This is a genomic window from Rhodoferax antarcticus ANT.BR (assembly GCF_001938565.1).
In the GTDB taxonomy this organism is placed as follows: domain Bacteria; phylum Pseudomonadota; class Gammaproteobacteria; order Burkholderiales; family Burkholderiaceae_C; genus Rhodoferax; species Rhodoferax antarcticus.
Window position 1 is genome coordinate 23,555 of the sequence record NZ_MSYM01000009.1, and the last position, 23,438, is coordinate 46,992.

19 protein-coding genes and 2 pseudogenes are annotated in these 23,438 nt (G+C 60.5%); 11 read left to right on the forward strand and 10 right to left on the reverse strand.

Going from position 1 to position 23,438, the window contains the following annotated elements; translation table 11 throughout:
- Positions 1 to 22 precede the first annotated feature (22 nt).
- From BLL52_RS06640 to BLL52_RS06660, 5 genes are all read left to right on the forward strand, one after another.
- Entirely contained in the window at positions 23 to 1,129 is a 1,107-nt protein-coding gene (locus BLL52_RS06640; RefSeq protein ID WP_075585933.1) for an aminoglycoside phosphotransferase family protein, read from the forward strand.
- A 65-nt stretch (positions 1,130 to 1,194) separates the two neighbouring features.
- Positions 1,195 to 1,965 carry a 16S rRNA (uracil(1498)-N(3))-methyltransferase gene (locus BLL52_RS06645; RefSeq protein WP_075585934.1) on the forward strand — a complete coding sequence of 257 codons (771 nt, stop codon included), beginning with the start codon at positions 1,195 to 1,197 and terminating at the stop codon, positions 1,963 to 1,965.
- A gap of 59 nt (positions 1,966 to 2,024) precedes the next feature.
- Complete coding sequence (locus BLL52_RS06650; protein WP_075585935.1) at positions 2,025 to 2,330, forward strand: hypothetical protein; 306 nt, start codon at positions 2,025 to 2,027, stop codon at positions 2,328 to 2,330.
- A 151-nt stretch (positions 2,331 to 2,481) separates the two neighbouring features.
- Positions 2,482 to 3,585 carry an ATP-binding cassette domain-containing protein gene (locus tag BLL52_RS21330; protein WP_083633825.1) on the forward strand — a complete coding sequence of 368 codons (1,104 nt, stop codon included), beginning with the start codon at positions 2,482 to 2,484 and terminating at the stop codon, positions 3,583 to 3,585.
- 87 nt (positions 3,586 to 3,672) lie between these two features.
- A complete protein-coding gene (locus BLL52_RS06660) occupies positions 3,673 to 4,095 on the forward strand; it encodes a hotdog fold thioesterase (protein ID WP_075585937.1) in 423 nt (140 codons plus the stop codon).
- Between the two features lie 59 nt (positions 4,096 to 4,154).
- Here the strand turns inward: BLL52_RS06660 and BLL52_RS06665 are convergent, their stop codons facing one another.
- Positions 4,155 to 5,441 (reverse strand): iron-containing alcohol dehydrogenase, encoded by a 1,287-nt coding sequence (locus tag BLL52_RS06665; RefSeq protein WP_139313327.1) that lies wholly within the window; start codon positions 5,439 to 5,441, stop codon positions 4,155 to 4,157.
- A gap of 119 nt (positions 5,442 to 5,560) precedes the next feature.
- Here BLL52_RS06665 and BLL52_RS06670 point away from each other — a divergent pair, with 119 nt between their 5' ends.
- Together BLL52_RS06670 and BLL52_RS06675 are read left to right on the forward strand one after the other, a co-directional pair.
- Entirely contained in the window at positions 5,561 to 7,696 is a 2,136-nt protein-coding gene (locus BLL52_RS06670; protein WP_241839053.1) for a dehydrogenase, read from the forward strand.
- The gene (locus tag BLL52_RS06675) at positions 7,677 to 9,035 is read left to right on the forward strand and encodes an ABC1 kinase family protein (protein ID WP_075585938.1); all 1,359 of its coding nucleotides are present in this window, start codon (positions 7,677 to 7,679) and stop codon (positions 9,033 to 9,035) included. Before BLL52_RS06670 ends, BLL52_RS06675 begins: the two co-directional genes overlap by 20 nt.
- 182 nt (positions 9,036 to 9,217) lie before the next feature.
- Here the strand turns inward: BLL52_RS06675 and BLL52_RS06680 are convergent, their stop codons facing one another.
- Positions 9,218 to 9,373: a PIN domain-containing protein gene (locus BLL52_RS06680; RefSeq protein ID WP_320060517.1), complete on the reverse strand. Its 156-nt coding sequence runs from the start codon at positions 9,371 to 9,373 to the stop codon at positions 9,218 to 9,220.
- Positions 9,374 to 10,101: 728 nt separating this feature from the next.
- Between BLL52_RS06680 and BLL52_RS06690 the strand changes: the two genes are divergently transcribed.
- A complete protein-coding gene (locus tag BLL52_RS06690; protein WP_075585940.1) occupies positions 10,102 to 10,578 on the forward strand; it encodes a hypothetical protein in 477 nt (158 codons plus the stop codon).
- Positions 10,579 to 10,641: 63 nt separating this feature from the next.
- Here the strand turns inward: BLL52_RS06690 and dbpA are convergent, their stop codons facing one another.
- On the reverse strand, positions 10,642 to 12,030 hold the full coding sequence (dbpA, locus tag BLL52_RS06695) for an ATP-dependent RNA helicase DbpA (RefSeq protein WP_075585941.1): 1,389 nt from the start codon (positions 12,028 to 12,030) through the stop codon (positions 10,642 to 10,644).
- 423 nt (positions 12,031 to 12,453) lie between these two features.
- On the opposite strand from dbpA, the gene BLL52_RS06700 reads away from it, so the two are divergent.
- Together BLL52_RS06700 and BLL52_RS06705 are read left to right on the forward strand one after the other, a co-directional pair.
- Positions 12,454 to 13,938, forward strand: coding sequence for a M48 family metalloprotease (locus tag BLL52_RS06700; protein WP_075585976.1), 1,485 nt, complete (start codon positions 12,454 to 12,456; stop codon positions 13,936 to 13,938).
- A gap of 203 nt (positions 13,939 to 14,141) precedes the next feature.
- Positions 14,142 to 15,296 carry a M14 family metallopeptidase gene (locus BLL52_RS06705; protein WP_075585942.1) on the forward strand — a complete coding sequence of 385 codons (1,155 nt, stop codon included), beginning with the start codon at positions 14,142 to 14,144 and terminating at the stop codon, positions 15,294 to 15,296.
- Positions 15,297 to 15,375: 79 nt separating this feature from the next.
- Here the strand turns inward: BLL52_RS06705 and BLL52_RS06710 are convergent, their stop codons facing one another.
- From BLL52_RS06710 to BLL52_RS06735, 6 genes and pseudogenes are all read right to left on the reverse strand, one after another.
- Positions 15,376 to 15,645 carry an oligopeptide/dipeptide ABC transporter ATP-binding protein gene (locus BLL52_RS06710; RefSeq protein ID WP_420852621.1) on the reverse strand — a complete coding sequence of 90 codons (270 nt, stop codon included), beginning with the start codon at positions 15,643 to 15,645 and terminating at the stop codon, positions 15,376 to 15,378.
- A pseudogene (gene oppB / locus BLL52_RS20310) lies at positions 15,636 to 15,878 on the reverse strand (oligopeptide transporter permease); the annotation flags it as partial. The pseudogene oppB and the gene BLL52_RS06710, both read right to left, overlap by 10 nt.
- Positions 15,879 to 15,993: 115 nt before the next feature.
- A pseudogene (locus tag BLL52_RS06720) lies at positions 15,994 to 17,409 on the reverse strand (peptide ABC transporter substrate-binding protein).
- A 168-nt stretch (positions 17,410 to 17,577) separates the two neighbouring features.
- Complete coding sequence (gene gshA / locus BLL52_RS06725) at positions 17,578 to 19,140, reverse strand: glutamate--cysteine ligase (protein ID WP_075585943.1); 1,563 nt, start codon at positions 19,138 to 19,140, stop codon at positions 17,578 to 17,580.
- Positions 19,141 to 19,252: 112 nt separating this feature from the next.
- Positions 19,253 to 19,798: a cache domain-containing protein gene (locus BLL52_RS06730; RefSeq protein ID WP_198930607.1), complete on the reverse strand. Its 546-nt coding sequence runs from the start codon at positions 19,796 to 19,798 to the stop codon at positions 19,253 to 19,255.
- Positions 19,799 to 19,838: 40 nt separating this feature from the next.
- The gene (locus BLL52_RS06735; RefSeq protein ID WP_075585945.1) at positions 19,839 to 20,399 is read right to left on the reverse strand and encodes an acetate uptake transporter; all 561 of its coding nucleotides are present in this window, start codon (positions 20,397 to 20,399) and stop codon (positions 19,839 to 19,841) included.
- A 160-nt stretch (positions 20,400 to 20,559) separates the two neighbouring features.
- On the opposite strand from BLL52_RS06735, the gene BLL52_RS06740 reads away from it, so the two are divergent.
- Positions 20,560 to 22,074, forward strand: coding sequence for an AMP nucleosidase (locus tag BLL52_RS06740; protein WP_075585946.1), 1,515 nt, complete (start codon positions 20,560 to 20,562; stop codon positions 22,072 to 22,074).
- Between the two features lie 60 nt (positions 22,075 to 22,134).
- Here BLL52_RS06740 and purT read toward each other — a convergent pair whose 3' ends face one another.
- The gene (gene purT / locus BLL52_RS06745) at positions 22,135 to 23,376 is read right to left on the reverse strand and encodes a formate-dependent phosphoribosylglycinamide formyltransferase (protein WP_075585947.1); all 1,242 of its coding nucleotides are present in this window, start codon (positions 23,374 to 23,376) and stop codon (positions 22,135 to 22,137) included.
- Between the last annotated feature and the right edge of the window lie 62 nt (positions 23,377 to 23,438).

Sequence of the window (23,438 nt, forward strand, 5' to 3'; positions counted from 1 at the left end):
GGGTTAGTAGAATCGATTATCCATGAGCCACGCCCCCCCCTACCCAACCCTCACCCCAGGCGTCCCGTCTGCGGCCTCTGACATCACCTGGACAGACCCACAACGTGGCCTATTGTTTGACCAGTGGCTAGCAGCTACCGCCCCCGCGCACGGCCTGCGGACTGGCACCTTGCGGCTGGCCAGTGCCGATGCCAGCTTCCGGCGCTATTTCCGCGTTGATACGCCAGCCAGCAGCCGCATCATCATGGACGCACCGCCGCAGCAGGAAAACTGCCAGCCGTTTGTCAAAGTGGCGCAACTCATGCACGACGCTGGCCTGTGCGCGCCCGGAGTACTTGCCTGGGACGAGCCGCTGGGCTTTTTGCTGCTGAGCGACCTGGGCGGCCAGACCATGCTGCAGGTCATCGACAAAAGCAACCCGCAGGCGAATCTGCCGCTGTACCTGCAGGCGGTGGACGCGCTGATTGCCTGGCAGTTGGCGTCCAAACCTGACGTGCTGCCGCCGTATGACGAAGCCCTGCTGCGCCGCGAGCTGGAACTGTTTCCCGACTGGTACTTGGTGCAGGACAAGGGTTTGACCATCGACGAGACGATGCGTTTCACACTGGACAACGCGTTCAAGCAGATCATTGCTGTCAACCTAGCGCAGCCCAGCGTCTATGTGCACCGTGATTTCATGCCGAGGAATCTGATGGCCCCCACAACCCCCGGTGGCGCTCTGGGCGTGCTGGACTTTCAAGACGCGGTGTACGGCCCCATCACCTATGACATCGCCAGCCTGATGCGCGACGCGTTTTTAAGTTGGGACGAAGACTTTTGCCTGGATGTCACCGTGCGCTACTGGGAAAAAGCCCGCAAAGCCGGGCTGCCGGTGGGCGATGACTTTGGCGAGTTTTACCGGGGCGTGGAGTGGATGGGCCTGCAGCGGCATCTGAAAGTGGTCGGCATCTTTGCCCGCCTGACGCTGCGCGACGCCAAGCCGCAGTACCTGGCTGACACGCCAAGATTTATCACCTACATCCGCAGCACCTGCGCCCGCTACCGCGAGCTCAAACCCCTGCTGCGGCTGGTGGACAAGGCCGAAGGCATTGTCGAGCCAGACATCTTCGGCTTTGGTCGTCAAGCATAAAAATGGCCTCTAGCCCTTATAGATAAAGCGGCAGAAGCTACTAAATACATAGTAATTCTAAACCGATGCCCCGCTTCCATTGCCCCACCGCCCTGAGCTCCAGCACCGTGCTTGAACTGCCAGCGGGCGCGGCGCGCCATGTGCAAGTGTTGCGCCTGCAGCCCGGTGACGCCATCACGCTGTTTGGCGGCGACACCTCGGGTGAGTTCCACGCCACCGTGACCCAGATGGGTCGCAGCAGCGTGCAGGTGCGAGTGGGCGACTTTGCGCCCACCCAGCGGGAGCCAGCGTTGCGTGTGCACTTAGCGGTCGGCATGCCGGCCAATGAACGCATGGACTGGTTGGTAGAAAAAGCCGCCGAGTTGGGTGTTGCCAGCATCCAGCCTTTGACAACCGAGCGCAGTGTGCTGCGCTTGAGCGGCGAGCGTGCCGACAAAAAGGTGGTGCACTGGCAAAGCGTGGCAGTAGCGGCTTGCGAGCAATGTGGCGGCAACCATGTGCCGCTGATTCTCCCGGTGAAAACGCTGGCGCAATGGGTTAAATACCGGGGCGAGGCTGCGGGGAGCGCCGTGCCGGGTCTGCTGCTGTCGCTGCGCGCGAACGCGCTGGCGCTGCGCACTGCGGCAGCGACATTTATTGAGCCGTCCGCCTTGGCCGCGCCCGGTACAAGTGCCAGCCGCTTGGGCGTCACCTTCTTGTCTGGCCCCGAAGGCGGGTTGAGCCAAGGTGAAGAAGACGCCGCGCTGGCCGCCGGCTTCACACCCGTCACGCTGGGCCCGCGCGTGCTGCGCGCCGAAACCGCGGCGTTGGCGGCTTTGGCTGCCTTGCTGGTGTAGATCAAGCGACTTCCGACTCGCAAGTCCACCTGACGCACATCAGCGTATCCTTAAGCACCATGCTGCGCCTTCAACAAGCCCCCAATCTCGCCATCGCCACGCTGTGGGCTGACGCGCTCATTTTTGAAGGGATTGACGCCAGTGTGCAGCGTCAATACCTAAGCGGTGTGGTCGGTGGTATGCCGCCGGACCAATGTCTGCCAGAGGTCTGGATTCAACACGACAGGCAGGCGGCTCGGGCGCGTGAACTGCTGCACGCTCTGCAGCACGTGCCGCAGCGTCTCTGGCAGTGCGCTTGTGGTGAGTTGGTGGAAGGCGGCTTTGAGCAGTGCTGGAACTGCGCCGGGCTGATGCCACGCGAATGAGCCGGTGTTGGAGCCGAAGGGCTCCAGCCCAACGGGTCGCATCACTAAGTAGAAACCCAGTGGTGCGGCTTAGCGCGACTCACTACTGTTGTGCATTCAGTGTTGCGTGCCTAGACAGCCAACAATTCAACCCATTGAGCCGGAGCGTCATTTGTCAGCGCAATACATTCTAGAAACGCGTGGGTTGACCAAAGAATTCAAGGGGTTCGTCGCCGTTAACCAGGTGGATTTAAAGGTCAACCGCGGTCATATCCACGCGCTGATCGGCCCCAATGGCGCGGGCAAAACCACTTTTTTCAATCTGCTCACCAAGTTTCTGACCCCAAGCAAGGGCAGCATTGAATTCAACGGCGTCGAAGATGGTTACTTCTTCCTCGACCAGTGTCGCGACATTCGAAACAATTTTTCAGCGGCCCACCTTGACGTCGGAAAACTCGATGACCATGAATTTATAGGCTTTTCCAATCGCTGCGCCAAGTACGCGTTAGGCGACGAACACAACCTGATTGGCGTTAACCTTTGCGCATTTATGGTCGCGATCAAGGGCGGAAAGTTCTCCTCGGAGCAGAAGGACCAATGGGTTCATCGGATTGGGAAAACGCACGAAGCGCAGCAGTATCTAATCTTCGGCTCGCTTCACGGGATTTACCGCGATCCCGCTAATAGTGAAGAAGCTCGGGTCAATTCGCTTTCTGTTGCAACGGAGTTCGCGCCGCACTTCACGCCCCGGGCGCGCTCAGACCTCATCAATAGGCATCGCGATTACATCGCGAAGGGGGATGAGAAGCGCCGCAAAGCATCTAAACAGTTCTTTGAAAAGTTGGGAATGCAGACATCGCTCGGCGAGCATGAGGTTCACTCGTTGCTGTTCAACGCGTGCAAGCGCCCCATGGCGGTACATCAATCATTCGACAACTTTTATAACGAACCTCCTTTTGCAGAACGTCTCCTGCAACTTTCCGGGCAAGTGGCAACACCCGATACCGTTAAGGATGAACTCGTGGAAACCGTTGTGACTTGCGCTACGGGAAACCAATTCGGGGCATCAAACGCTGCGCTAGCCTACTTGCATAAGATGATTAAGAGCTTCTCGCCTAATGAAGTCGAAATTATGTTGACCCAACCGACAAAGAAGGGAATTTTGGGAGAGCGGCTCAAGGCAAGCTCTGCTTGTCGGACACGATACAAGAGACTGGTGCAACTGATTGACGTATCCACGGTCCCGGCGAAGTCTGCCGCCGCCTACTCGCACTAGACGAAGTAGCCGTAGGAATACGGCGAAATCGCTTTAACAAAATTGAAGCTTGTCTAGTGCACGTCCTATCCGTCTTCAAGGCTTTCCATGCCCCTCTGGCAACACCCCATCTCCATCGACACCATCACCGCCATGTGCGTCAACACGGCGGTCAGCCACCTGGGCATTGAATTTGTCGCGGTGGGCGACGACTTCATCAGCGCCCGCGTGCCGGTGGATGCGCGCACGCGCCAGCCGTTTGGGCTGCTGCACGGCGGCGTGAGTGTGGTGCTGGCGGAAACACTGGGCTCGGTCGCTGCCAACTACGCCTGCCCGGTGGGGCATCAGGCGGTGGGGCTGGACATCAACGCCAACCACCTGCGCGGTGTGAAAAGCGGCTGGGTTACCGGCACGGTGCGCGCGGTGCACATTGGGCGCACCACCCAGGTCTGGCAGATCGACATGTGCAACGAGGCCGGTGAGGTGAGCTGTGTTTCACGCATCACCATGGCGGTGCTGGCACCCAAGTAGTTATAAGCCTTTTTGGCCTCTAGCCCTTATGCATCAAGCGCGAGCAGCTATGAATTTAGTTAAGCCGCAGGCAGTGATTTGACCGCAGGCCGGCGCGTTTTGCGCTTCAGCATTAGCGGTTGCGGCGCCAGCACCTGGCGGATCACGCCCTCGCAATCAGCCTGCGTCAGATAGACCGGTACCGGGTAGTTGGCCTCAGCTTCCTGACAGGCGGCGCGTGCCAGTGCCGGGATGTCTTCTTCGCGCAGCGTGGCGAGGTGCGTCGGGATGCCCAGTCGGGTGTTCATGGCGTCAATGGCGTCCAGAAAGTGTTGCGCCAGGGCGGCTTCTGAGTCGCCTTTCTTGCCCAGCTTGGCCCGGCGTGCCAGCTTGGCGAGTTGCGGCTGGATGGCCGGGCTTAAAAAGCGCAGCACATGCGGCAGCAGGATGGCGTTGGCCAACCCATGTGGGGTGCGGTACAGGCCACCGACCTGGTGGGCGATGGCATGCACATAGCCCACGTTGGCGCGGGTGAAGGCTTGGCCAGCGTAGTTGGCGGCCAGCGCCATTTTTTCGCGCGCCGCCACGTTTTGACCGCTGGCATAGACCACCGGCAGGGCTTCAAAGATCATGCTGACGGCAGACAGCGCCATGCGGTCAGTGAAGGCGGTGCGCCAGTGGCCAATGTAGGCTTCGATGGCGTGGGTAAGGGCGTCCATGCCGGTGGCTGCGGTGATGTCAGGCGGCAGGCCGAGCATCAGGGTCGGGTCCAGCGCGGCCATGCGCGGCACGATGCGGGTGTCGGCAATCACCAGCTTGCGGTGGGTTTCGGGGTCAGAAATCACGGCGGCCACGGTCACTTCTGAGCCGGTGCCGGCAGTGGTGGGCACGGCGTAAATGGGTGCTGGCGCGCGCAAGCCCTTGAAATAGCCGGCCAGCTGAGCCGGGTGCTTGTGGTTGGCGGCGCACAGGGCAATGGCCTTGGCCGCGTCCATGGCCGAGCCACCGCCAAAGGCCACGATGGCGTCACAGCCTTTGCTCTTAAACAGGGCGACGCCCTTTTCGATCACGGGAATGGGCGCGTCCGCAAGCACCTTGTCAAACACCACATAGGCGGTGCCACCGGCCTTGAGGGCTTGCAGCAGGGGCTGCGTCAGGCCCAGTTTGGCCACCACCGGGTCGGTCACGATCAAAACCCGCGTGTGATCAAAGTCACAGATGGCCTGACCCAGGCGCGCGCTGGCCCCAGGGCCGACTAGCATCGTAGGTTGCGCAATGGGCAGCAGCCGGGTGGCCACGCCCACCACCCGCATCAGCGACGACAAACCCACTGACCGAACAGACCCTGTGAAAAGATTGGCCAACATCATGAAAGTCCTTTTGCTGAAAATGCGCCTGGTGTTAACCCAGCGCAAGCTGCCATGATGCACCGCGTGCAAGCATCGGTGTAGTTGCTCCTCTCCAAATCAGCCCTCAAAGGTTCTCCATGAAAACAGTGATCGGTATCAGCCTGGGCGCCAGTAGCCAGGATTTTGAATTCAAAACGACCTTGTTGGGTGAAAAACTGCTGGTGAAGCGCCTGGGCACTGACGGCAGCCTGGCCAAAGCCACCAAGCTGGTCAAGTACTGGGACAAGCGCGCTGCCGCCATCGGCCTTGGGGTGCTCAAGGACAAATACAAGGTCGGCGCCCACCGTTTTGTCGATAAAGACAGCGCCAAGCTTCAGGCCGCAGCCACCAAAGTGCCGGTCACCACGGGTGGCCAGTTGGGTGACATTTTGCGGGAATGGTCGGTGCGCCATGCCCAGGTGGAGCTGGGCAACTATTTCAACAATGCCAAGGTGCTGTTTTTTTCAGGGCTCAAAAATTACAAGCTCGCGGTGAGCATGGCAGATTACACCGACAACCTGCAGTTTGCCGACCCGCTCAGCCAGCTCGGCGTGCCCAAATTGTTGACCAGCCTGCAGGCGCTGCAGCTCTACGCCAGCGGCGCGCATTACGTGCGCGACTGGACACTGCCCGCCGCGCTGGCCAACGGCCCGGTCAAAGAGTGGACACGTTTTTTGCTGCGCAAGGCGGCGCAAAAAGCCAGCGTCATCGTCGCACCCGTGCATGAGCTGGATGAATGCACGCTCGAAGAGCTGGCTGGCAAAACCATCGTCACCTCCACCGTAAATGATGAACGCATGGCACAACTCCAGGCCAAAGGCGTACATCTGGTGATTGACGGCGCGCCGGTGCTGCAGGGCCACACCCTGGGCCCGGATTTGCTCGACGCCATGATCTGCGCGGCCAGCGGCAAGGCGCCCGAGGAGCTTCTGGAAGACGACTATCTGGAAATCATCCACGCGCTGCAACTGCAACCCCGCCTCATCTACCCCAACGGCTTCAAACGGGTGAACCGCTTTGCTTTCGTCATCCACCCGCTGTCGCAGGAGTATTTCAAGCAGATCAAGCCGATTGAGCTGCTGTCGCAGGTGTCGCCGCCAGTGCTGATGAACTCGCTGGAAAAAATCATGGCTTACGCGCCACCGTTTGTGTATTCGCACGTCACCGGCATCCAGTCGCCCACAGGTGTTGAGGTCGAGGGCTGGCTGATCTCGGTGGGGGGCACGCCCAAGGAAATCATGCGCCACAGCCCGGAGTTCACCTATCGCCGCTTGCTTGATGCTGCTGCCATGTCTAAAAGTCTGGGCGCGCAGATCATGGGGCTGGGCGCCTTCACCAAGGTGGTGGGTGATGCAGGCGTCACCGTGGCCAAACGTTCGCCGCTGCCGATCACCACCGGCAACAGCTACAGCGCCTCGGGCGCGTTGTGGGCGGCGCATGACGCGTTGTTGCGGCTGAACCTGCTGCCTGCGCCCAAAGGCAAAGAGCGCATTAAGTTCAAGGCCATGGTGGTGGGCGCCACCGGTGCCATTGGCTCGGTGTGCGTGCGCCTGATTGCCAAGGTGGCAGACGAGGTGTACCTGGTGTCACCCGAGACCGCCAAGCTACTGGCGCTCAAAGCCTCCATCCTGAAGGAAACGCCTGATGCCAAGCTGTTTTTGTCTGCCAAGGCCGATAAAGACATAGCTGACATGGACATGATCGTCACCGCCACCAGCGGTGCGGGCAAGAAGGTGCTGGACATCATGCAGGTCAAGCCCGGCTGCGTGATTACCGACGTGGCGCGCCCGCTGGATCTGCCCGCCAGCGAGGTGGCCAAGCGCCCCGATGTGCTGGTGATCGAGTCTGGCGAGATCCAGCTGCCCGGCGAGAACATTCACATGAAAAACATCGGCCTGCCCAAAGGCGTGGCCTACGCCTGCCTGGCAGAAACCATTGTGCTGGCGCTGGAAGGCCGCTTTGAAAACTTCACCGTGGGCCGTGCCATCAAATGGGAAAAGGTGCGCGAGATTTACAAGCTCGGCCTGAAGCACGGCATGAAGCTGGCCGCCATCAGCGGTGTGAATGGGCCGTTTTCCGATGAAGACATTGCCCAGGTGCGTGAACTGGCGCTGGCCGCACGCGCCAGAAACCGGCGCAGCCGAACCAAATTGACAAAACCGCCTCTAATTGAGGTAAAGAAGCGCACTCGCGCCCCTAGAAAGACATCCACCCATGCCACATCGCAAATTTGAATCCAAAGGCGTAGCCGTTCCCAGCGGTCGTTTTTCCCGCCTGGCGCGCTTCGGCGGCATGGCCGGAGGTATTGCTGGCGGCATGCTGCTCGACGGTGCCAAGCAACTCGCCAAAGGCAAGCGCCCGTCCGTCAGTGACTTGCTGCTGACGCCGGCCAACGCGCTCAAGGTCACCACCCAACTGGCGCAGTTGCGCGGTGCCGCGATGAAAGTCGGGCAACTCATGTCGATGGACGCGGGCGACATGCTGCCACCCGAGATGGCCGAGATTCTGGGCCGCTTGCGCTCAGACGCACAGCACATGCCGCAAAGCCAGTTGAAGGCTGCGCTCAACGCGCACTGGGGCGTGGGCTGGCAAAAGAAGTTTGCCGAGTTTTCTTTTGCGCCGATCGCCGCTGCCTCCATCGGTCAGGTGCACCGCGCCAAAACGCTGGATGGGCGCGATCTGGCCATCAAAATCCAATACCCCGGTGTACGCCACAGCATTGACAGTGACGTGAACAACGTGGCTTCCCTCATGAAACTGTCGGGCGTGCTGCCCAAAACACTGAACATTGCGCCGATGCTGGCGGAAGCCAAGCGCGAGCTGCACCAGGAGGCGGATTACAAACGCGAGGGCGAGTACCTGCACCGCTTTGCCGGGCTGCTGGCCGACTCGGCCGAGTTTTTGGTACCCAAGCTGCACCCCGACCTCACCACACTGAGCGTGTTGGCCATGGACTATGTGGAAGGTGTGCCGGTGGAATCGCTGGTGGATGCGCCGCAAGAGGAGCGTGACCGGCTGATGACCCTGCTGGTGGGCCTGCTGTTTCGCGAGCTGTTTGAATTCAAGCTCATGCAGACCGACCCCAACTTTGCCAATTACCGCTACAACACGACAACCAAGCAACTGGTGCTGCTGGACTTTGGTGCCACCCGCGAGTTCCCCGCGGAGATGCCGCAAGACTACCGCCGCCTGATGAACGCCGGCCTAGCTGGCGACCGCGAAGCCGCGCGCCAGGCGATGATCGACATCAGCTTTTTCACCAAAGACACGCCTGCGCACTACCAGAGCGCGGTGATGGATATGTTTGAGCTGTCACTGGACCCGCTGCGCGAAGACGCGCCATTTGACTTTGGCAGCACCGACATCGCCCTGCGCCTGCGTGACGGCGGCATGGCCATCGGGCAGGAGCGCACTTTGTGGCATATCCCGCCGATGGACACGCTGTTCTTGCAGCGCAAGTTTGGCGGCATCTACATGCTGGCCAGCCGCCTGAAGGCGCGCGTCAACGTGCACGCGCTGATGATGCCGTACCTCACGAGCGCACCGGCCGATGCGCCAACAGTGCAAAAATGATAGCTGATCGCGCTTTATTCATAAGGGCTAGAGGCCGATTTTGTATGTAACTTTTCACGATCGGTGATGGTTGCCAACTTCGGCAGTGTGTGGGCCGACGGCTGGTCGTGATGCATGTCAGTGGCTGTTAACCCAGTTTTCGACAGCCTCCCCAGTACAGCCTGGTTGGCGGCTGGGTCACCTCAGCAGGCAATGCCGAATTCGAGTTCAGCCAAGGTCATGGCTGAGATCACGACGGCGCCGACAAAGCACGCGTCAAACCGTGCACGGGCCTCGGGCGGCTGGTGCTTCATCAGGTAGATGCCTATATGGGTGTCAAGCATGGACTTCGGTTTCATCAAAAACTGATCCTGGTTTGAAACCTCCCCCTTCAGGGGGATAGAATTCATTTGGGAGAGGGGTAACCTCTTCCAAATTCGCCCCGTAAGGGGCGTGGATTGAAACATAGTGCCTTGCGCTCACTTTCAATGCTTTGGCCACGGCCCTCTGCCATGAAGTCTGGGGAGAACTTGGCCAATTTGCCCAGCATATCGTCCCTGCGCCGCTGGGCCGGTCGGATACGCAACTCATCACCTTGGCGCTCAATGACCAGGTCAGTTCCCCACGAGCCATAAGCCAGCTCTGAAGGCGTGCGAACGGCCTGCGAGATGCCAGTTTGGCAATGCTCTGTCTGGAGCCAACTGGGCGCTTGTATGCACGCAACACAGTTTTCCAACAGCGCCAGCAGACGATATTCAAAAGGGAATTGACGGACGTTGACCGTGTTGGCAATGGGAAACCCCTCATTCCCGTGAGTGACTTCTGGCAGCTAAATGCCGGTCGCGTTCTTCCTCGATACCGGTTATTGGATTGGCAAAAGCAAACATTGATGGGCTGATGGATAGGTTGCCACCTCTGAGCCAAAAGAACAAGCCGACATCTGATTTTTGGCGTATCAATGAAACGACCATAAATTCGACACACTGACGGTCGGTTGCGTCCTACAGGGGATCGAGTGCTTTGCCCCTGGTCGCAGGAAGCAGGATCAAGCAAGATGCTTCGCTCGGTATTTCTTAGGGGATAAAACATGAAAGTTCGCGGACTTCTTTTCTCTGCCCTGATCGGTGCGGTTGCCAGTGCACGATCCATGACGCCAATGGCCACTATTGCGGCGCCGCGGCTTCTGGATCAGCACACGCCGGGGCGACTTGTTTTGCTGAATCTCCCTTTGGTTAGGGTTGGCGCCTTGGCCATGGGCATTGGTGAATTGTTCGGCGACAAGATGAAAACCGCGCCTGACCGCACTGTGCTTTTGGGAATGTTGGCGCGTGTCATGAGCGCAGGTATTGCCGGCGCCGCATTGGCTCCCCGCGGTCGCGAGTCGGCCGGCGCTATAACCGCGGTTGCAACCGCAGTACCTCTTGCCTACCTGACTCTGGTCGGCCGTAAACGCGCCATAGCGCGTATGGGTCAGACACGCAGCGGTTTGATCGAAGACGCGCTGATGGTTGCCGCCGGTGTGACGATTGTGGCGCTGGCGATCAGGCCAAGAAACGGTTTGTGATCCCATCACGCGCAGAGGGCCTGCCTGGCGGGGGCGTCCTGAGCCAGCTTGAGTGCTGCCTCTTTAAAGCAACCGCACCTTCACACTTTTGCCCTTGACCTTGCCCGCGTTGAGTTTTTGCATGGCTTGCAGCGCAATGTCGCGGTTGACGGCACAGAAGGTGGTGAACTCGGTCACGTTGATCTTGCCGATCTGCTCGCGGCTGTAACCGGCGTCGGCGGTGAGGGCGCCCAGCACGTCGCCGGGGCGGATTTTTTCTTTGCGACCACCCAGAATTTGCAGCGTCACCATCGGCGGCAGCAGTGGGCCTTTGCCGGTGGGGGTGAGCGCGTCCACCTTGTACCAGACGGACGGCTGCTTCTGGTACTGCTCAATCTTGCCGACCGCGCCCATCTCGTACATGGCTGCCAGGCTCAGGGCCAGCCCGGTCTCACCGGCGCGGCCGGTGCGGCCAATGCGGTGCACATGCACCTCGGGGTCGGGGGTGATGTCGACGTTGATCACGGCTTCGAGTTCCTTGATATCGATGCCACGCGAAGCCACGTCGGTCGCCACCAGAATGGAGGTGCTGCGGTTGGCAAACTGCGCCAGCACCTGGTCGCGCTCGCGTTGCTCCAGCTCGCCGTACAGCGCCAGGGCGTTAAAGCCTTGCTGCTGCAAATACGTCACCAGATCTTTGCACTGCTGCTTGGTGTTGCAAAACGCCAGCGTGCTGACCGGGCGGAAGTGGTTCAGCAAAAGGGCCACCACCTCAAAGCGCGTCGGGCGGGTCACTTCATAAAAACGCTGCTCGATCAGGCTCGCTGTTTCGGGTGGTGCCACGGTGATGCGTTCAGGCGCGCGCATGAACTGTTTGGCCAGTTTGTCGATGCCTTGCGGGTAGGTGGCCGAAAACAGCAGGGTTTGGCGCTCTGGCGGGCACTGTTTCGTTACCGTGGCAATATCGTCGAAAAAGCCCATGTCGAGCATGCGGTCAGCCTCATCGAGCACCAGCGTGTTCAGCGCTTGCAGGTTCAGGTAGCCGCGCTCCAGGTGGTCCATCACACGCCCAGGCGTGCCGACGATGATGTGCGCGCCGTTTTCCAGACTGGCGCGCTGGCCGCGCAGCGCCACACCACCGCACAGCGTCACCACCTTGATGTTGTCCATGGCGCGCGCCAGGCGGCGGATTTCTACCGTGACCTGGTCGGCCAGCTCGCGCGTCGGGCACAAAACCAGCGCCTGCACGGCAAAGCGGCGTGGGTTCAGTCGCTCCAGCAGGGCCAAGCCAAAGGCGGCGGTTTTGCCACTGCCGGTTTGCGCCTGGGCAATCAGGTCAATGCCCGCCAGCGCGGCAGGCAGGCTGGCAGCCTGGATCGGGGTCATGCTCAGGTAGCCAAGCTGCGTCAGGTTGTCCAGCGTGGCCGGGTTCAGGGGCAGGGTGTTGAACAGGTTGGGGTCGGTGTGGGTCATGGGGGGATTATCGTTACTGACCTCCTCTGACGCTGTTTTGTGCGTTGCAGCTATTGCCGTCGTCACCAAGGTTTTTTTGCGCGCAGGTTAATTGCTCGCGCTGCCACGCCGACAGCGTTGGCAGGCGGACGGTTTTGGGGAAATGTGGACTTGGTGTTAGCCAATTCGGTACGCCAACCACAATCATGCGATGCGCCATAAACGCCAGCGAGGCAGGGCCTTGGGGTGGCTGACGATTTCTGGTACTCCAATATGAGGAAGCTGCCCCAAGGCCCTGCCTGGCGGGTCGCACCCAACGAGCGGAACTATTCAGTTGCCGATCAACGACCGCCTTAGGGGTGATACCTCCCAAAGCCGAAGCCAAGGCCATCGAAAAGCCAAGGTGTGCAAAATGCAAGTCATTTACTAAAGAAGATGACCACCATGCGCAAAACCCTGCTTCCCCTGATGTTCGCCGTCGCCCTGCTGACAGGCTGCGGCAGCCCCGTGCTCAACCCGGTCACTGGCCAAACCGAGCGCTCGGTGATGAGCGAGCAAGACGAGGTGGCCGAGGGCGCCAAGGCGCATCAGCAGGTGCTGCAGGAATATGGCGTGGTGAAAGATGCCAAAGTGCAGGCCTACGTTACCAACCTGGGTCAGCGCCTGGCCAAACTCTCGCACCGCGACCACCTGCAATGGCACTTCACGGTGCTCGACAGCCCGGAGATCAACGCCTTTGCATTGCCCGGCGGCTACGTCTATGTCACCCGCGGCATCATGGCTTACCTGCAGAGCGAGGCCGAGCTGGCCGGGGTCATCGGCCATGAGATTGGCCACGTCACCGCCCGCCACGGCGCCCAGCGCGCCACCCGCCAGCAGGACGCGGGCCTGGGTGTGCTGGCGGCCACGCTTTTGGGTGCAGTCCTGGAAAGCCAGGGCATGAGCGGTGCCGGGCAACTGGCCAGCCAGGCATCGCAAACCGCCGCGGCGGGTTACATCGCGTCTTACGGCCGCGAGCAGGAGCTACAAGCCGACGGCTTGGGTGCCGAATACCTGGCGCGCAACGCCTACAACCCGCGCAACATGGTCCGGGTGATTGGCGCTTTGAGAGACCAGGAGCGTTTTGCCGTGGATCAGGCGCGCGCCGCTGGCCGGGCCGCACCTGCGGGCAGCAGCTGGCTTTCCTCTCACCCCAGCAACGACGCCCGCCTGCAGCAGATCAACCAGTTGGCGGCGCAGTACCAGGGCAGTTACAGCGACGAAGGGCGTGAGCGCTACCAGCAAGTGCTGCGTGGCCTGACCTTTGGCGACAGCGCCGAGCAGGGGCTGGTGCGTGGCCAGAATTTCTATCACCCCGGCTTGGGCATCGCGCTGACCGCCCCGTCAGGCTGGCAAATTCAAAACGATGCCGAGCAGTTGGCCCTGTTCAGTAGGGCGGGTGATGCTGCGCTGCTGGTGCAAGTGGCCCCAGCCAGGGCGGGCAATACGCATGACGAGGTGATTCGCAGCCTGCTCAAACCCAGCCAGGGCAACACCCAGCGTCTGAACCTGAATGGCTTGCAGGCGACACGTTTTGTGGGTAGCCGCGCTACCGCCCAGGGCCAGAGCCAGTCGCTGGATGTGACCTTGGTCAGTGGCCCCAAAAATACCATTTACGTCCTTAGGCCGGTGGCGAGAAATGCTGGGGTGCTGCGCTCTGCTGGTGGCGCATTGGCCCAGGCGCAAGGCAGTTTCAGGCCCTTGAGTGCGGCTGAGCGCGCAGCAGCAAAACCCTGGACGATCAAGACGGTGGCTTACCCGCGCGGCGGCTTTACTGAGCTGGCCCGCCCCTCGCCGTTGCCCAGTGCCGAGCAGCAACTGCGCCTGATCAACGGCTATTACAGCGGTGGTGAGCCCAAGCTGGGGCAGCTGGTGAAGGTGGTGGAGTGATTGATTTGCTACGAAATAAATAGTGTTTTGCGCTTGCTATGAAAGGGCTAGAGCCCTATTTGCCTTTTAACCCACGCCAAGCCGTTGACCCATGTGCTGACACTGCCGCTGGCAGCCAACGCCGCTGCTCTGGTGCAGCGTCTACAGCAGCGTGCGCAGCTTGAACTGCCCGACTTTTAGAATGGACAGATTTGAGGCCCTGCATGAATCCCATCCATATCTCCAGCACCTTTGACGCCGGTGCCATCGACGTTGTCAGCGTTGCTGACCCGCAAGACATCCAGCTCAACATTCGCCGCGACAACGCCAGTGACTTTGCGCAGTGGTTTTACTTCTGCCTGCACGGTGCTGCAGGGCAGCCGGTGCGACTGAACTTCATGAACGCCGGGCAAAGCGCCTACCCCAAGGGCTGGGCGGGTTACCGTGTGGCGTGCAGCGAAGATCACCAGAACTGGTTTCGCCTTGACACCGACTTTGATGGCGAAGTCATGAGCGTGGCCTTTACGCCAGCCAGCAACCGTGTTTATCTGGCCTATTTCGAGCCTTATTCGCATGAGCGCCATCTGGACCTGATTGGCTCGGCTGGCGCGTCGGAACACGTCACGCTGGAGCGCCTGGGCAGCACGCTTGACGGCCGCGATGTGACGCTGCTGCAGATCACAGACGCTGCATCCACCACGCCGCAGGCGCAGAAAAAGAAGGTCTGGCTCATCGCCCGCCAGCACCCCGGTGAAACCATGGCCGAGTGGTTTGTGGAGGGTTTTCTGGAGCGCCTGCTCGACGAATCGGACCCGGTGGCACGCGTCCTGCTCGACCAATGTGTGTTCTACGTGGTGCCCAACATGAACCCCGACGGCGCCGTGCGCGGCAACCTGCGCACCAATGCTGCCGGGGCCAACCTGAACCGCGAGTGGGCCGCGCCCAGCCAGGAAACCTCTCCCGAGGTGTATGCCGTACGCCAGAAGATGCTGGAAGTGGGTGTGGACCTGAGCCTGGACGCGCATGGCGACGAGGGCATGCCCTACAACTTTGTCGTCGGCACCGAGGGCACACCCGGCTGGGGCCCGCGTCGGCAAGCGCTGGAAGAAGCGTTTAAGACGGCCTGGCTCGCCGCCAGCCCGGACTTCCAGACCACCCACGGTTACCCGCGTGGGGGCCGTGAAGAAGCCAACATGACGCTGGCCACCAACTGGATCGGTCAACTGTTTGACTGCCTGGCGTTCACCATCGAGATGCCGTTCAAGGACAACGCCGATTTGCCCGACTTGCAAGTGGGTTGGAACGGTGAACGCGCCAAGCGGCTGGGTGCCAGTGTGTTGCAACCGGTGCTGGCCGTGTTGGCTCAGTTGCGGTCCTGAACTGGTCACACGGTTAGTATCAAATTAATAGCTACTGGCGCTTGTTCCATAACAGCTAGAGCCCTATTTGGCTCATAAATCAAGCGAAAAGACAAGCCACTTGCAAACCCGCACCGCTGGCGTGCAACTCTGGCACCGTCTGGGCGCACTCGGCTTGCGCCTTGGGGCAGCGGGTGCGAAACACACAACCCGAGGGTGGGTTCATCGGTGAGGGCAAATCGCCTTGCAGCAACTGCACCACCTTACCGCGCTCCAGCTCAGGGTTGGGAATCGGAATGGCCGACAGCAAAGCCTGGGTGTAGGGGTGGCGCGGGTCGGCGTACAGCGCGCGCTTGTTTCGTAACGGAATGAGGCCCCCAGATCGCCGTGCAGCAGGCTGTTGAGGTAGCGCAGATACTGTTTTCACAAGGGTTCGTCAAGGTGGTATTTGGCTTGCAAATTGGCCAGCACCGCCTTGGAGAGTTTGCGCTCCGAGGCAAACGGCCCGCCGGGGGTCAGGTGCAGCAGCAGATAGCAGACGGTGATGACCGCCAGCAGGGTCGGAATTGCCGCGAGCAGGCGCTGCAGGGTATGGGTCCACATCAACCAGTCTCCAAAAAACAAAAAGCCGTCGCGGTGCTTGTGACACGCCTTGGCCAGACCACCGCCGCCAGCAAGGGTGTCATGCTGGCGGTGGCAAAGAGATGTCAAGCGTGTTTCAGTGCTTGATGATCAGGAAGTCTTTGCCGCGATAGCGGTCCATACTGTTGGTGTTGCTGTAGCCGCCAACATAGGATTTGACCAGGCGCGGCACGGTGTACTGCAGCAGTGGCAGCATCGGGTAGTCGTCCATGATCAGTTTGGCAGCTTGCGTCAGCAGTGCCTTGCGTGTGGGCGGGTCCATGCTTTGGTTGCCTTGCTCGATCAGCGCGTCAGCCTTGCGTTTGCAGGATTTTTGCGCGTTTTGGTCTGAGTCACACTGCACCAGCGCTAGAAAGGTGGTGGCATCGTTGTAGTCTGCCACCCAGGCGTTGCGGGCAATCTGGTAATCGCCGTCATTGCGCTTTTTGATCAGCACCTTGAATTCCATGGCTTCAAGCTCAACCTCAATGCCGAGCTTGCTCTTGCACTCGGAGGCCATAAAGATGGCCATTTTCTTGTGGTCGTCGTTGGTGTTGTCAGCGAACTTGAGCTTGGTGCCCGCGCTCACACCGGCTTCGGCTAGCAGCTTCTTGGCTTCAGCCACACGCTTGTCCATGGGCCATCTGGCCCAGTCGTAGCGGGTGGGGTCTGCGCCGGCCACCCCTGTGACTGTGACGCCGTAGGCGGGGGCTTGTCCGTCTGCGGTCACGCGCTGGGCCAGAATGACGCGGTCAATCGCCATTGACAGTGCCTTGCGCACCCGGATGTCTTTCAGCACCGGATCGGTGTTGAGGAAAGAGTAATAACGCAGCCCCAGCATGGGCGAGTTGCGAATTTCTTTGGGGAACTGCGTTTGGTATTTTTTGCAGGTGCCAGGTCGCAACTGGGCAACAAAGTCGTTTTCGCCCGATTCATACAGCTTGACGTCTGCATTGCCGTCTTCCACTGACAGGTAGGTGAACTTTGTCGGCTGCACATTTTTCGTGTCCCAGTCGGTCGGGCTTTTAGCCAGCACGATCTTGCTGTTGAGGTCCCAGGTTGAAAGGGTGAACGCAGCGTTGCCGACGATGTTGCCCGGCTTGGTTCAGTCCTTGCCAAATTTTTCCAGCGTGGTTTTGTCCAGGGCCTTCACGCCGAGTTCGCTCGGCGGCATTTTGCCTGCCGCGATCTCTTTGCCGTTGACCAGGAAAACACCAAAACTCGACGCATATTCCGAAGCGGTTTTGGGGTCGACAAAGCGCCGCAAGGCATACACAAAGTCGTCAGCGCTGACAGCGTCGCCTTGAGACCATTTCGCGTTTTGGCGCAGCTTGAAGACCCAGGTGGTGGCGTCTGTCTGCTTCCAGCTTTCGGCTACGCCAGAGACGATTTTGCCGGTGCTATCGGATGCCGTGAGGCCCCCGAACAGTTCGCAGATGACGTTGTTGGCGGGCACGCTCTCTGCGCGCGCGGGGCCCAAGGTGTCGGGCTCAGAGCCGTTGTTGCGCAACATTTCTTGCTTGGCTGCCAGTTGAACGCCAGCCGGGAGGGTGGCAGCCACAGAGGCTGCACCGAATGTGATCAGCAGGGCTGGCGCCAGGGTGGTTTTTGAAAAAAACGCGATGCGATCATGAATCAACTCCTTGAATTTTGAAATAAATCAAAGATTTTAGAACCCGGTTCAAGCGTAATACGCCGCCACAAAGTCTTCAAACAGACCTTCTGGCGTGGCGTCAATCTTGGCCTGTTCTTCAAGCGAACGTTGCACACTGGCTTTGAATGTGGCGTTTGTCGCCTCAGTGAGCGCCACTGCCTGCAGGCTCTGGGTGTGGGTTTTGGACATCTCGAAGGCAAAGTTGAAATAGCCGCCGTGTTGCTTGACGGCCTCGATCACCTGGGCTGACGGCGTCAGCTCTGGTTGGTCAATGCGCTGTCGCAGGGTCAGCAGCGCCTGGTGGCAACGCTGGCCGCCGTAAGCGGTATCGAGCATCGCCGCAAACGGTGCCATGTCGTCAAACAGCTCGTGGGCCAGCGCGCGCAAGGGTTGCTCGCGGTTGTGCACCAGCAACTGCAAATCAGGCTGGCGCCCGCGTGTGACGACGCGGTGTTTGTTCTCGTCGTTTTCGCCCTGTTCGCGGCTGGTGATGGGTGGGCTGTCGCGAAACAGGCACATCAGCAGCAGCGCATCGGCAAACAGGCTCTGCTCGGGGGTGATACCAATGTCGACGAAGGGGTTCAGGTCAAACAGCCGCATCTCGACATACTGTACGCCGTAGGTTTTGAGCGCCAGCGCCGGGCGCTCGCCACCCAGGCCCACGCGTTTGGGGCGCATTGGGGCGTAAAACTCGGCTTCAAGCTGCAGCAGGCAGTCGCTCAACTGCTTCCAGGTGTCGCCCTCACGCACGCCCATTTCGGCGTAGTAGGGGTCTGGCGTGCGGATGGCCGCCTCCAGGCCTTGCGCGTAGTCGGCCAGCGTATTGAAACTGATGGCCAGCTTGTCCTGCGCATGATTTTGGTAGCCCAGGTCGCTCATGCGCAAGCTGGTGGCAAAAGGCCCGTGCAGCGTGCCTGGCGCCAGTTCGGTCAGATCAGAGGGATGGTCTTGCAGAAAAGACTTGCACACCGCCGGTGACGCACCAAACAGGTAGGGCACCAGCCAGCCGTAACGTAAAAAGTTGCGAATCAGCCCAAAGTAGCGGCGGTTGATGAAATCGGGCAGGTTTTCCTGGCTGTTGCAGCAGTCGTGCAGTAGGGGCCAGAAGGCGTCGGGCAGCGACCAGTTGTAGTGTGCGCCGGCAATGGTCTGCATGGCACGGCCATAACGCAGGCCCAGGCCCTCGCGGTAGACCTGCTTGAAGCGCGCGGCGTTGGAGCTGCCGTAGTTGGCAATGGCGATGTCGGCGTCCGGGCCAATGCGGCAAGGCATGGATCCCGCCCACAGAAACTCGCCGCTGAGCTGTTGTGCGCTGAAGCGGTGAATGTCTTGCAGAAACGCCAGCGGGTAGGCCGGGTCGGTGGAGGGCGGCGTGATGAATTCCAGCAAGGCCTCAGCGTAATCGGTGGTGATCCACGGGTGCGTCAGCTTGGCGCCCAGCGCGCTGGGGTGGGAAGAGTGCGCCATCTGGCCGCTGCGGTCAACCCGCAGGCATTCGCGCTCATAGCCGCGCTGGATGCCGCGCAGCACTTGGGCCTGCTCGGCTTCGGAAAACTGACGGACTTGGTTGCAGCAGGTAAATTTCAGCATGGGTGTTCAGGGCATCGGCAAAACGGCCCGCAGTATGGCAGTTTTTGCGCTGCTGTTGTGTTGGCCCAGCAGCTCCCACGCTCGGCCTGCACCGGCGTGGCAGGCCCAGGTCTCAGTGCGAGGGGTATTTAGCCGGGTCGGCCAGCTGCTCGGTCAGTTTGACGAGTTCGGGCACCGTCAGCTTGTCGTCATAGACGCCTGCTGCCACGTGGATGCCGGTAGAAAAAGCAATGTCTGCCGTCACCGCGTAGCTCAGCTTGCGCGAGGCTTTGCCATCACCCGGCTTGGTCCAGACGTAATCGACCCAGCCACCGCGCGGCTGAGCACCGGCCTTGCACAGCTCTTTGAAGATGAATTTGCCGTTGTTGTCAGTGATCTGCATGATGGAGCGGCCCACCAAGTCCGGGCGCATCGGGTGCGCCACCATTTTGTCTAGGCGGCAGTCAAAGGCGAACACATAACTGTCCTTCCAGACCCAAATGCCGTCCTTGCTGTTGAGCGAGGCAAACCCCGACACGCCTTTGTCTTGCAGAAATTTGGTGGCCGACCACACTTTGGTGACCACCTCCTGAGATGTGGCCGCTTCGTCAGCGGCGCTGGCCAGCCCGCTACCCGTTGAGACTACTAACGCCAGGGCGCAACTTTGGAGGAATCGCATGTTCATGTCTCCCAATCTTTTAAAAGGTATTCGTTTAGGCTCAAAACCAGGGCTTGCCCACCGGCAGCACGTCGCGACCAAACACATCGGCAAACACAATGTGCGCCATGATGTACCAAGCGCTAGCTGCTGTCACCATCAGCTCATAGCCAGCGACCACCGTCAGGCCGGGGTAGCCAAAGTGCGCCAAGTCCAGCAGGATAAAGCCGATCAGCAGCAGTGTGAAAGTAATGGCCAGCGCGTTGCTGATGCGCATGGCGCCCACCCACAGGATGGCGGTGAACATGGTCCAGCCGACTAGGAACCAGCCCACGTCGGTGGTGCTGGAGGTGTAGATGTTGAAGTGGTTGCCCAAAAACATCAGCACCAGCGCGATCCAGAAGCAACCGTAGCCGGTGAAAGCGCAGTAGCCAAAGTTGTTGCCGCTTTTCATTTCCTGCAGACCGGCCATCATCTGCGCAAAGCCGCCAAAGATCAGCCCGATCCAGATCACCGGCCCCAAGCCCATCCAGCCCACGTTGTGAAACTGCAAGACCATGGTGGCCAAGCCAAACCCGCCCAGTCCGACCACTGCCGGATTTCCCAATTTTTGTTCTGCCATGCTGTTGACCCTGTTGATTGATAAGATGGTTCGTTGACCCCGTGACGCAGTTCCGTGGACTGGGGTGATACATCCTATTCATTAAGCTCGTCGCAATTCTTACAAATGACAATAGATAATTTCTTTTGTAAAAATTCCACAGCCCCGGAGCCCCTGTCGCATGCCTTACCTGCCCGAATTCATTGCCCCCCTGCGCTTTACCGACCCGATAGCTGCGCTGGCCCAGGCCCACCTGATTTATGACAACAGCATCCATCATCTGCGCCAAGCCATGCAGCGTTATGTGGCGGGTGAGGAACTGCCGGGCCATGTGCGCGCCTGCTACCCGTTTGTTCGCGTGCAGACCGACACCATGGCGCGCCAGGGCTCAGGAGATGTCACGCGGCTGAGTTACGGTTTTGTATCGGGTGCGGGCCGGTTCGAGACCACCCTGACCCGCCCGGACCTGTACGCCAAGTACTACCGTGACCAATTTGGGTTGCTGCTGGAAAATCACCAGGTCGAACTGGAGGTGGGCACCAGCACCCAGCCGATCCCGGTGCATTTCTCGTTTGCCGACAACGAGCACGTTGAAGGCAGCCTCACGGCAGAGCGCCGCGCCCGCATGCGCGACGTGTTCGACCTGCCCGACCTGGCCGCCATGGACGACGGCATTGCCAACGGCACGCATGTGCCGCATCGTGGCGAGGCGCAGCCGCTGTCTCTGTTCACCGCGCCGCGCGTGGACTACTCGCTGCAGCGCCTGCGCCACTACACCGGCACCGGCCCGGAACATTTTCAAAACTTCTTGCTGTTTACCAATTACCAGTTCTACATCGACGAATTCATCGCGCTGGGCCATGCCGCCATGGCAGATGCAGCGAGTGAATACATCGGATTTGTGGAGCCGGGCAATGTGATCACCCGGCGCATCGCAGCACCAGGGTCGCCCCCCGATCTGTCCGATGCTGCCTCTCTGGTGAGTGGCACGCCGCCGCCGCGCCTGCCGCAAATGCCCGCCTACCACCTCAAACGTGCGGACGGCAGCGGCATCAGCATGGTCAACATTGGCGTGGGCCCGGCGAATGCCAAGACCATCACCGACCACATCGCCGTGCTTCGCCCGCACGCCTGGATCATGCTGGGCCACTGCGCCGGTTTGCGCACCACCCAGCAACTCGGCGACTACGTACTGGCGCATGGCTATGTGCGCGAGGACCATGTGCTTGACGAAGAACTGCCGCTGTGGGTGCCGATCCCCGCACTGGCCGAAATTCAGGTGGCGCTGGAATCCGCCGTGTCCGAGGTCACCCGGCTCAAAGGTGCGGCGCTTAAAAGCATCATGCGCACCGGTACCGTGGCCTCTACCGACAACCGCAACTGGGAGCTGCTGCCCGACAACGGCCCGCAGCGCCGCTTCAGCCAGAGCCGCGCGGTGGCGCTGGACATGGAGTCCGCCACCATTGCCGCCAACGGTTTTCGTTTCCGGGTGCCCTACGGCACGCTGCTGTGTGTGAGCGACAAGCCGCTGCACGGCGAGATCAAGCTGCCCGGCATGGCGAATCATTTCTACCGCGAGCGGGTGGACCAACATCTGCGCATCGGCATGCGGGCGCTGGAACTGCTTCGCGCGCAAGGTGTAGACCAGCTCCACAGCCGCAAACTGCGCAGCTTTGCCGAGGTGGCGTTTCAGTAAGAAATTGGTGTCTAGCCCTTGTGCGTATTGCGCTAATAGCTATTAAAGTAATAGCGATGGTTAGGCCGCCCGAGGCTTGACCAAAGACGCCGCCAGCTTGGCATTGCTGCGCGCCACCGCCACATCGGCATCAAATGCCAGCGCCACGCCCATGCGGCGTTTGGCAAAGCTCTCGGGCTTGCCAAACAGGCGCAGGTCGGTGTTGGGCACGCTCAGGGCCTGCGCCACGCCGTCAAACACGACACCTACCGCGTCCACGCCGCCGTAAATCACCGCGCTGGCGCCGGGGCTGCGCAGGGTGGTGTTCACCGGCAGGCCCAAAATGGCGCGGGCATGCAGTTCGAACTCGCTTTGATGCTGGGTGACCAGCGTCACCAAACCGGTGTCGTGCGGGCGCGGCGAGACTTCGCTGAACCAGACTTGGTCGTCCTTCACAAACAGTTCCACGCCAAACACCCCCAACCCACCTGGCTGGCCGTCTAGCGTCATGCCCAGGTCATCGGTCACCGCTTTGGCAATCTGGCGTGCTTTTTCCAACGCTTGGGGGCCCATCGGGTGCGGTTGCCAGCTTTCCACATAGTCGCCGTTGACCTGAAGGTGGCCCACGGGTTCACAAAAGTGGGTCTCGATGGCGCCGTCTGCACCGCGTGCGCGCACGGTCAGCAGGGTGATCTCGTAGTCAAAGTCAATGAAGCCTTCCACGATGACGCGGCCATGGCTGACCCGCCCGCCTGCCATAGCATGCTCCCAGGCGCGGGCCACGTCAGCCGGGGCGTTGAGCTTGCTTTGACCTTTGCCAGAGCTGCTCATCACCGGTTTGACGATGCAGGGGTAGCCAATGCCGGGCTGGTTATTCGCGCCCTCAATCGCCGCCTGCAACTCGGCCAGCGAGTCGCAAAACTGGTAGGGGCTGGTGGGCAGGCGCAGGGTTTCTGCGGCTAGGCGGCGGATACCTTCGCGGTCCATGGTCAGGCGGGCGGCGCGCGCGGTGGGCACCACGCGCACCACGCCGGTGGCTTCCAGCACCTCAAGCATCGGCGTGGCAATGGCCTCAATCTCGGGCACCACCAGGTGCGGCTGGTCGTACTCAATCTGTTCGCGCAGCATGGCCGGGTCGGTCATGGTGATGGTGCGGCTGTGGTGCGCTACCTGCTGGCCGGGCGCGTGTTCGTAGCGGTCTACCGCAAAGGTTTCCACGCCCAGGCGCTGCAGGGCAATGATGACCTCCTTGCCCAACTCGCCACTACCCAGCAACATGACTTTGGTGGCGTTGGGGGACAGGGGCGTGCCAAGAGTGGTCATGGTGGTTTGCCGGGGGCGACCGGTGTTTGGGTTAAAAGAACGAGTTTATTTCAGGCAACTGC

What these genes read in the sequence shown, in the direction of transcription:
- BLL52_RS06640 (WP_075585933.1), top strand. Translation starts at nt 23, where the DNA reads ATGAGCCACGCCCCCCCCTACCCAACCCTCACCCCAGGCGTCCCGTCT.
- BLL52_RS06730 (WP_198930607.1), bottom strand. Translation starts at nt 19,798, where the DNA reads ATGCGATTCCTCCAAAGTTGCGCCCTGGCGTTAGTAGTCTCAACGGGT.
- BLL52_RS06660 (WP_075585937.1), top strand. Translation starts at nt 3,673, where the DNA reads ATGCCCCTCTGGCAACACCCCATCTCCATCGACACCATCACCGCCATG.
- BLL52_RS06700 (WP_075585976.1), top strand. Translation starts at nt 12,454, where the DNA reads ATGCGCAAAACCCTGCTTCCCCTGATGTTCGCCGTCGCCCTGCTGACA.
- BLL52_RS06675 (WP_075585938.1), top strand. Translation starts at nt 7,677, where the DNA reads ATGCCACATCGCAAATTTGAATCCAAAGGCGTAGCCGTTCCCAGCGGT.
- BLL52_RS06665 (WP_139313327.1), bottom strand. Translation starts at nt 5,441, where the DNA reads ATGTTGGCCAATCTTTTCACAGGGTCTGTTCGGTCAGTGGGTTTGTCG.
- BLL52_RS06705 (WP_075585942.1), top strand. Translation starts at nt 14,142, where the DNA reads ATGAATCCCATCCATATCTCCAGCACCTTTGACGCCGGTGCCATCGAC.
- BLL52_RS06680 (WP_320060517.1), bottom strand. Translation starts at nt 9,373, where the DNA reads ATGAAACCGAAGTCCATGCTTGACACCCATATAGGCATCTACCTGATG.
- BLL52_RS06740 (WP_075585946.1), top strand. Translation starts at nt 20,560, where the DNA reads ATGCCTTACCTGCCCGAATTCATTGCCCCCCTGCGCTTTACCGACCCG.
- BLL52_RS06690 (WP_075585940.1), top strand. Translation starts at nt 10,102, where the DNA reads ATGAAAGTTCGCGGACTTCTTTTCTCTGCCCTGATCGGTGCGGTTGCC.
- BLL52_RS06670 (WP_241839053.1), top strand. Translation starts at nt 5,561, where the DNA reads ATGAAAACAGTGATCGGTATCAGCCTGGGCGCCAGTAGCCAGGATTTT.
- BLL52_RS06735 (WP_075585945.1), bottom strand. Translation starts at nt 20,399, where the DNA reads ATGGCAGAACAAAAATTGGGAAATCCGGCAGTGGTCGGACTGGGCGGG.
- BLL52_RS06645 (WP_075585934.1), top strand. Translation starts at nt 1,195, where the DNA reads ATGCCCCGCTTCCATTGCCCCACCGCCCTGAGCTCCAGCACCGTGCTT.
- purT (WP_075585947.1), bottom strand. Translation starts at nt 23,376, where the DNA reads ATGACCACTCTTGGCACGCCCCTGTCCCCCAACGCCACCAAAGTCATG.
- dbpA (WP_075585941.1), bottom strand. Translation starts at nt 12,030, where the DNA reads ATGACCCACACCGACCCCAACCTGTTCAACACCCTGCCCCTGAACCCG.
- gshA (WP_075585943.1), bottom strand. Translation starts at nt 19,140, where the DNA reads ATGCTGAAATTTACCTGCTGCAACCAAGTCCGTCAGTTTTCCGAAGCC.
- BLL52_RS06650 (WP_075585935.1), top strand. Translation starts at nt 2,025, where the DNA reads ATGCTGCGCCTTCAACAAGCCCCCAATCTCGCCATCGCCACGCTGTGG.